Genomic DNA, 6650 nt, shown 5'->3' on the forward strand with positions numbered 1-6650 from the left:
CGCCGCCGTCCTCGCCGGCGCCGGCCCGGCGCTCGCCGCGCCCCCCGCGCACGCCGCCGCCGGCTCGCGCGGCCGCGGCAAGCCGGTACCGCCCGGGCTGATCTCCATCCAGATGTACACGCTGCGCTCCATCACCAACGCCGAGACGGTGTCGTCGGTGCTCGACAGCCTCGCCGGCTACGGCTACCGCCGGGTGGAGCTCGCGGGCCGCTACGGCTACTCGGCGGAGGAGATGAAGGACCTCCTCGACGCCGCCGGCATCACGGCGTCCTCCAGCCACGAGGGCATCTCGAACAGCCAGGCCGCCATGGAGGCCAAGTTCGAGGCCGCCGTCACGCTCGACCAGCAGTTCATCGTCGTCCCCTACCTGCGCACGGAGTCCGCGGACCAGTGGCGCGCGTGGGCGGACCAGATGAACGCCGAGGCGGCTGTCGCGCAGACCTACGGGCTGCGCTACGGCTACCACAACCACGCGCACGAGTTCTCGCTCACGCTGGACGACGGCTCAACCGGCTGGGAGATCCTCACCGAGCGGCTCGACCCGTCGCTCGTCCACCTCGAGGTCGACCTGTTCTGGGCCGTCACGGGCGGCCTGCAGACGGGCGAGGCGACCGAGGCGACCGCGAGCCGCTTCGCGGCGGACGTCATCAACGCCGCGCCGCAGGAGACGCTGCAGTACCACGTCAAGGACCGCGAGCCGGGTCTCGACCCCTTCGCGGGCAACGCCTTCGCCGACGTCGGCACCGGGTTCGTCGACTTCCCGCTCCTGTTCGACAACCACCGCGTCCGCGAGTGGATCGTCGAGAACGACCTGCCCGACATCACGCCGCTCACCACGGCGCAGGTCGGCTACAACTACCTGCGCACCGTCAGGTACTGAGACGCCCGGCACCACCCGCACCACCTGGCGACACCCGTGGCCGTCCCCGCTCCGGCGGGGGCGGCCACGTCGCGTCCCGGGCCGCCACCGGGCGGGCCGTGCGGCCACGGGCGCACAGGGCGTGCGTCGGTGGGCGCCCTGGGGCCAGCCACGTGGCCACAGGCGCACAGCGTGTGCGTCGGTGGGCTGTGCCGCGCGTGCCACGTGGCCACAGGCGTACAGGGTGTGCGTCGGTGGCGGGGCGGAGCGCGCGGCGACGGGCCGGCGACCGCCCGCCCCCGGCGGGCGGCAGAGCGCCGGAGTCAGACCTCGGCCGGCACCGGCACGCCGCAGGCGGCGAGCACGAGGTCGCGCACCTCGGTGGCGGCGAGCGCCCCGCGGGCCAGCGACGGGTCGCTGCACAGCAGGACGGGCGCGTCCTGCGGGTCGTCGGGCAGGCGGCCGTGGCTGCCGCGCACCCAGCGGGGGTCCAGCGGCACCGTCTGCATGCTGTAGCGCAGGCCCACCTTCTTGCGGACCAGCTGCAGCCCCGCCTTCGCCTTGGCCGTGGGGTCGGCGGGGTCGAAGAAGAGCTCGGCCGGGTCGTAGCCGGGCTTGCGGTGGATCTCCACGCCGCGCGCGAAGTCCGGCGCCCGGTCGTCGTCGAGCCAGTAGTAGTACGTGAACCACGCGTCGGCCTCGGCGACGAGCACGAGCTCGCCGGAGCGCTCGTGGTCCAGCCCGTGCTCGCGCTGCCCGTCGGCGTCGAGGACCTCCGCGACGCCCGGCACGCCCGCGAGCAGACGCTGCACGAGCGGGACGTCGTCGGCGTCGCGGACGTACACGTGCGCGACCTGGTGGTCGGCGACCGCGAAGGCGCGGGACACCCACGGGTCGAGGTACTCCATGCCGGCCTGCGTGTAGACCTCGAGCAGCCCCTCGCGACGCAGGACGCGGTTGACGTCGACCGGGCGCGACACGTCGGTGATGCCGTACTCCGACAGCGCGACGACGGTGACGCCCTGCCGCTCCGCGTCGTCGAGCAGCGGCGCGAGGGCCGCGTCGAGCTCGCGTGCGGCACGGCGCGCCTCCGGCGAGCGCGGCCCGAAGCGCTGCAGGTCGTAGTCGAGGTGCGGGACGTAGGCGAGGGTGAGGTCGGCGCCGGGCAGCAGGCGACGCGTGGCGCCGATGATCCACTCGCTGGAGTCCAGGGCCGCGGTCGGGCCCCAGTACGTGAAGAGGGGGAACTCGCCGAGCTCGGCGACGAGCTCGTCGTGCAGCTCCGCGGGGCGCACGTAGCAGTCCGGGGACTTGCGCCCGTCGGCGTGGTAGATGGGCCGCGGCGTCACCGTGACGTCGGTGCTCATGCCCATCGCGTACCACCAGCACACGTTGACGGCGCGGAAGCCCGGCACGTGACGCCGTGCGGTCTCCCACACCTTCTCGCCCTGCACGAGCCGGTTGTGCTGGCGCCACAGGAAGACCTCGCCGAGCTCACGGAAGTACCAGCCGTTGCCGACCGCGCCGTGGCCCGACGGCGGCAGCCCGGTGAGGAACGTCGACTGCACGCTGCACGTGACGGCCGGCAGCACGGTGCCGAGCGGGGCGGCGAAGCCGGTGTCGGCGACGCGGCTCAGGCGCGGCATGTCCTCCAGGGCGCGGGGCGTGAGGCCCACGACGTCGAGCAGCAGGACGGGTGTGGTCACGGTGCCTCCTCGGGCAGCTGGTCGGTCGGCGCCGTCGACGCCGGGCGGGTGAGCCGGTCGCGGACCCACGCGAGCTCCGCCGCGAGGCCCGCCGCGAGCAGGCTGCCACCCGCGGCGTCGCGCTGCTGCGCCGGCAGCACCGACCACGTGTAGGTCTCGACCTCCACGACGTCGACGACGCCCGGGACGACGAGGCCCGCCAGGGCCGCGCGCAGCGGGCCGGTCTCCGGCCGTACGGGGCCGTCCCAGTCCGCGTGCAGCGGGGCGTGGACGTGGCTGCGCCACGGGCCGTGGCCCGGCAGGGCGGTGAGCGCCTCGGGCAGGTCGTCGACGGCGAGCACGCGCCCGTCGGCGGCGAGCTCGCGCGTCTGGTGCAGGAAGCGGGGCTCGGCGAAGGCGCCGACGGCGGCCCGCGACGCCTCGTCCCCGGGTGCGTCGACGTGCAGCGACGCGGACGCCTGCAGCTTGACGACGTCGACGCCGGCGACGGCGAGCCGGTCGCGGGCGTCGGCGAGGTCGTCGAAGCCGACCGCGCTGTGGCACGTGTCGAGGCAGACACCGACGTGCCCGCCCGGGTCCCGGCCGTCGAGCAGCGCCGCGAGGCCGTGCGTGGAATCGAGGGCGTCGTCCAGCACCTCCCACACGCAGCCGGGCTCCGGCTCCAGGCCCACCCGGACGCGCGGGCCGTCCTGGGCGAGGTCGTCGAGGGCCGCGGCGAGGCCCGCGAGCGCGTCGCCGGCGAGCGCGGCGCGCGCGGCGTCCCAGGGCTCCCGCCACGCGAGCGGCAGCGTGCTGACGGTGCCGCCGGGCCCGGCCGCGACGTCGGCCGGCAGCAGCGCCGCCAGCAGCCGCGCGCACGCGACGGTGTGGGCGAGGCGGGCCGGCTCGGTCCAGTCCGGTCGGTAGACGGCCTTCTTGTCCGCCTGGCCGTGGAAGTCGCCGTAGGGGAAGGCGTTGAGCGTGACGACCTCCAGGCCGAGCCGCTCCACCTCCCCGCGCAGGTCCGCCACGGCACGGCCGCCGGCCGCGGCGTCCTCGGCGAGCGCGGCGGCGACGGCGGCGGGGAACCACAGCCCGACCCCGAGCACCGGCACGCCGAGCAGCTCCCGGACCGGCGCGGCGTGGACGCGGAGCTGCTCGACGATGCCGTCGAGGTCGGTCGCGGGGTGGACGTTCGTGCAGTAGGAGACGTGGACGGTGGTGCCGTCGGGGCGCGTCAGCCGCATGCTCAGGCGCCGACGGCGTCCGTGGGGTCCTGACGCGGGCCCCGCAGGACGGAGCTGCCCTCGAACTCCGCACCGAGCTCGGTGCGCACGTCGTCGAGGACGAGCCGCCCGGAGCGGCCGTAGAACTCCACGGGGTTGCGCCACAGGACCTGGTCGACGTCGTCGTCGGAGAAGCCGGCCGCGAGCATCGCCTCGCCGACCTTGCGCGTCTTGAGGGGGTCGCTGCGGCCCCAGTCGGCGGCGGAGTTCACGAGGACGCGCGCGGTGCCCCGCTCGGCGAGGATCCGGACCATCCGGTGCTCGTCCATCTTGGTCTGGGGGTAGACGGAGAAGCCGAGCCAGCAGCCGGCGGCGTCGACGTCGCCGAGGGTCGTCTCGTTGAGGTGGTCGACGACCACGTCGGCCGCGTCGATGCCGGAGGCCTCGACGAGCTCGAGCGTGCGACGCGTGCCCGCCGCCTTGTCGCGGTGCGGGGTGTGGACCATCGCGGGCAGGCCGTGCTCGACCGCGAGCGCGAGCTGGCGGACGAAGACGTCCTCCTCCGCGGCCGTCATGGAGTCGAAGCCGATCTCGCCGACCGCGACGACGCCGTCCTTCTCCAGGTAGCGGGGGAGCAGGTCGAGGACCGGCGTGCAGCGGGGGTCGTTCGCCTCCTTGGGGTTGAGCGCGATCGTGCAGTGGTGGGCGATGCCGAACTGCGAGGCCCGGAAGCGCTCCCACCCCAGCAGCGAGTCGAAGTAGTCGACGAAGGAGCCGACGCTCGTGCGCGGCTGGCCGAGCCAGAACGCCGGCTCGACGACGGCGAGCACGCCCGCGGCGTGCATCGCCTCGTAGTCGTCGGTGGTGCGCGACGTCATGTGGATGTGCGGGTCGAAGATGCGCATCAGGTCTCCTCGGCGGGGGCGTGCGGGGCGGGCCGCCCGGGCACCCCCAGCAGGCGTCGGGCCGCGGCGGCCGCCGCGCGCCGGTCGTCGTGGGCGTCGTGGGCCGGGTCGTCGAGCCGGGCCTCGGCGACGGCGGCGCTGCTGGGCGGCAGGACCAGGACGACGTCGTCGGGCACCGCGCGCCCGGCCGCGACGCGCTCGGCGACGAAGCGGGCCGTCATGGCGGCGAGCGGTCCGTCGGCGCGGCGCGCGAGGCCCTGCACGCACTCCAGCGGCACCTCGACGAACAGGCACTTGAGGACCGCCTGCCGGAAGCCGTCCGCGTCGAGCAGGTCGGCGGCGCCGACCGCGGCGGCCACGAGCCGGGTGTCGTTGGCGCGCAGGGCGTCCTCGACGAGGACGGTCGCGGCGGGGTCGCGGTCGCCGCCCGCCGCCGCCCGGGCCGCCACGTGCGGCAGCGCGCGCAGCACGGCCCGGCGCTCCGCGGCGTCCCCGACGTCGTACAGCGAGCGCAGCGTGGCGACGTCCTGCGCGGGGACGGGGCCCTCGGTGAGCAGCAGCGCCCGGGCGAGGTCGTCGACGCCGCCCGCGAAGGCGCCGTCGTCGTCGGGGTCGAGCCGCTCGCGCCCTACGGCGCGCGAGACGCCCGGCAGCACCACGTCGAGCGGGGTGCCCGCCGCGGCCCGGTCGCGGACGCCCTGCCAGCGCTGCCGGGCCTCCGGCGCGAGCCGCGACTGGAGCGCGTCCGCCCAGCGGGCGGGCCCGGCGTCCCAGTCCGCGACGCCCCACGCGCTCACGACGGCACCCCGGCCGTCGCGGCCTGCGCGCGGGAGCCGGCCTCGGCGAGCGCGTTGCGGATGGCGACCATGCTCTGCCGCGCGACGGCGGGGGCCGCGTGGGAGTGCCGGGGGAGCTCGACGGCGGCCGGTCCGCGGTAGCCGAGCTCGAGGAGCGTGCCGAGCACGGCCGGCAGGTCGACGTGGCCCTCGCCGAACGGCAGGTGCTCGTGCACGCCCGGGAGCATGTCGTCGAGCTGCACGTTGGCGAGCAGGTCGCCCGCGAGGCGCAGTGTCTCCTGCGGCGGCTGCGGCTCGTTGCACACGCTGTGCCCGACGTCGACGGTGAGCGCGAGGGCGGCCGGGCGGCCGAGGGTCTCGACGACGTCGAGCGCCTCCTGCAGCACACCGACGTGGTGACCGGGCTCGGGCTCCAGCGCGAGCCGGACACCGGCCGCCTCCGCCTCGGGCAGCAGCTGCTCGAGGCTGCGCAGCAGGCGCTCGGTGCCCTGCTCGGGACGGCACCCGAGCGGCCGAACGCCGGACCAGAACGACACCGCGTCCGCGCCGAGGTCGCGCGCGACCTGCAGCGCGAGCCGGAGCAGGGCGACGCGCCGCGACCGGCCGTCCGTCCCGACGAGGGTGGGCTCGTGCTTGCGGAACGGGTCGAGCACGTAGCGCGCGCCGGTCTCCACGACGACCGCGAGCCCGCGCCGGTCCAGCTCGCGGCGCACCCGCTCGGTCCGTGCCGGCAGGTCGTCGGCGAAGGGGTCGAGGTGGTGGTGGTCGAGCGTGAGGGCGACGCTGCGGTAGCCGAGCTCGACCAGGACGTCGAGCGCCTCGGGCAGGCGGTGGTCGGCGAAGCCGTTCGTGCCGTACCCGACGGCGAACGGCGCCTCCGCGACGAGCTCCGCGCTCACGTCGGGCTCCCGAAGCGCGCGAGCAGCCGACCGGTGCGGCCGAGACCGAGTACTCCGAGCGCCTGCAGCGGCCGGCCGAGCCCCGCGAGCAGTCCCGCCTGCAGCAGCACGAACGCCTTGAGCCCCGTCATGGTGGCCGAGCGGGCGGACCCGGCCGTGCCGTCGGCGGCGGCGCGCTGCGCCGGCAGCACCCGCGACGCGTACGACACGACGGCGGCCGCGCCCGCGAGCGCGGGCACGACGGGCGGGACGCCGCGGGCGTCGCGGCCGGGGGCACCC

The 6650-nt window shown here is 76.2% G+C and carries 7 protein-coding genes; 1 reads left to right on the forward strand and 6 read right to left on the reverse strand.

Going from position 1 to position 6650, the window contains the following annotated elements:
• The coding region (locus WAA21_RS17685; protein ID WP_336924176.1) for a sugar phosphate isomerase/epimerase family protein at positions 1–880 on the forward strand (880 nt) is incomplete at its 5' end.
• Positions 881–1182: 302 nt separating this feature from the next.
• Here WAA21_RS17685 and WAA21_RS17690 read toward each other — a convergent pair.
• The 6 genes from WAA21_RS17690 to WAA21_RS17715 form a co-directional block, all read right to left on the reverse strand.
• Positions 1183–2565, reverse strand: coding sequence for an alkaline phosphatase family protein (locus WAA21_RS17690; RefSeq protein ID WP_336924177.1), 1383 nt, complete (start codon positions 2563–2565; stop codon positions 1183–1185).
• A complete protein-coding gene (eboE, locus tag WAA21_RS17695) occupies positions 2562–3791 on the reverse strand; it encodes a metabolite traffic protein EboE (RefSeq protein WP_336924178.1) in 1230 nt (409 codons plus the stop codon). The genes WAA21_RS17690 and eboE overlap by 4 nt, the downstream gene beginning before the upstream one ends.
• Before the next feature lie 2 nt (positions 3792–3793).
• Positions 3794–4675, reverse strand: a complete 882-nt coding sequence (locus tag WAA21_RS17700; RefSeq protein WP_336924179.1) for a TatD family hydrolase — start codon at positions 4673–4675, stop codon at positions 3794–3796.
• On the reverse strand, positions 4675–5472 hold the full coding sequence (locus tag WAA21_RS17705) for an EboA domain-containing protein (protein ID WP_336924180.1): 798 nt from the start codon (positions 5470–5472) through the stop codon (positions 4675–4677). Before WAA21_RS17705 ends, WAA21_RS17700 begins: the two co-directional genes overlap by 1 nt.
• Positions 5469–6371 carry a sugar phosphate isomerase/epimerase family protein gene (locus WAA21_RS17710; protein WP_336924181.1) on the reverse strand — a complete coding sequence of 301 codons (903 nt, stop codon included), beginning with the start codon at positions 6369–6371 and terminating at the stop codon, positions 5469–5471. Before WAA21_RS17710 ends, WAA21_RS17705 begins: the two co-directional genes overlap by 4 nt.
• Positions 6368–6650, reverse strand: a 283-nt coding sequence (locus WAA21_RS17715) for a hypothetical protein (RefSeq protein WP_336924182.1), incomplete at its 5' end; no start/stop codon positions are given. The genes WAA21_RS17715 and WAA21_RS17710, both read right to left, overlap by 4 nt.

The sequence above is a fragment of the Aquipuribacter sp. SD81 genome, assembly GCF_037153975.1.
GTDB lineage: Bacteria > Actinomycetota > Actinomycetes > Actinomycetales > JBBAYJ01 > Aquipuribacter.

What these genes read in the sequence shown, in the direction of transcription:
- WAA21_RS17700 (WP_336924179.1), bottom strand. Translation starts at nt 4,675, where the DNA reads ATGCGCATCTTCGACCCGCACATCCACATGACGTCGCGCACCACCGAC.
- eboE (WP_336924178.1), bottom strand. Translation starts at nt 3,791, where the DNA reads ATGCGGCTGACGCGCCCCGACGGCACCACCGTCCACGTCTCCTACTGC.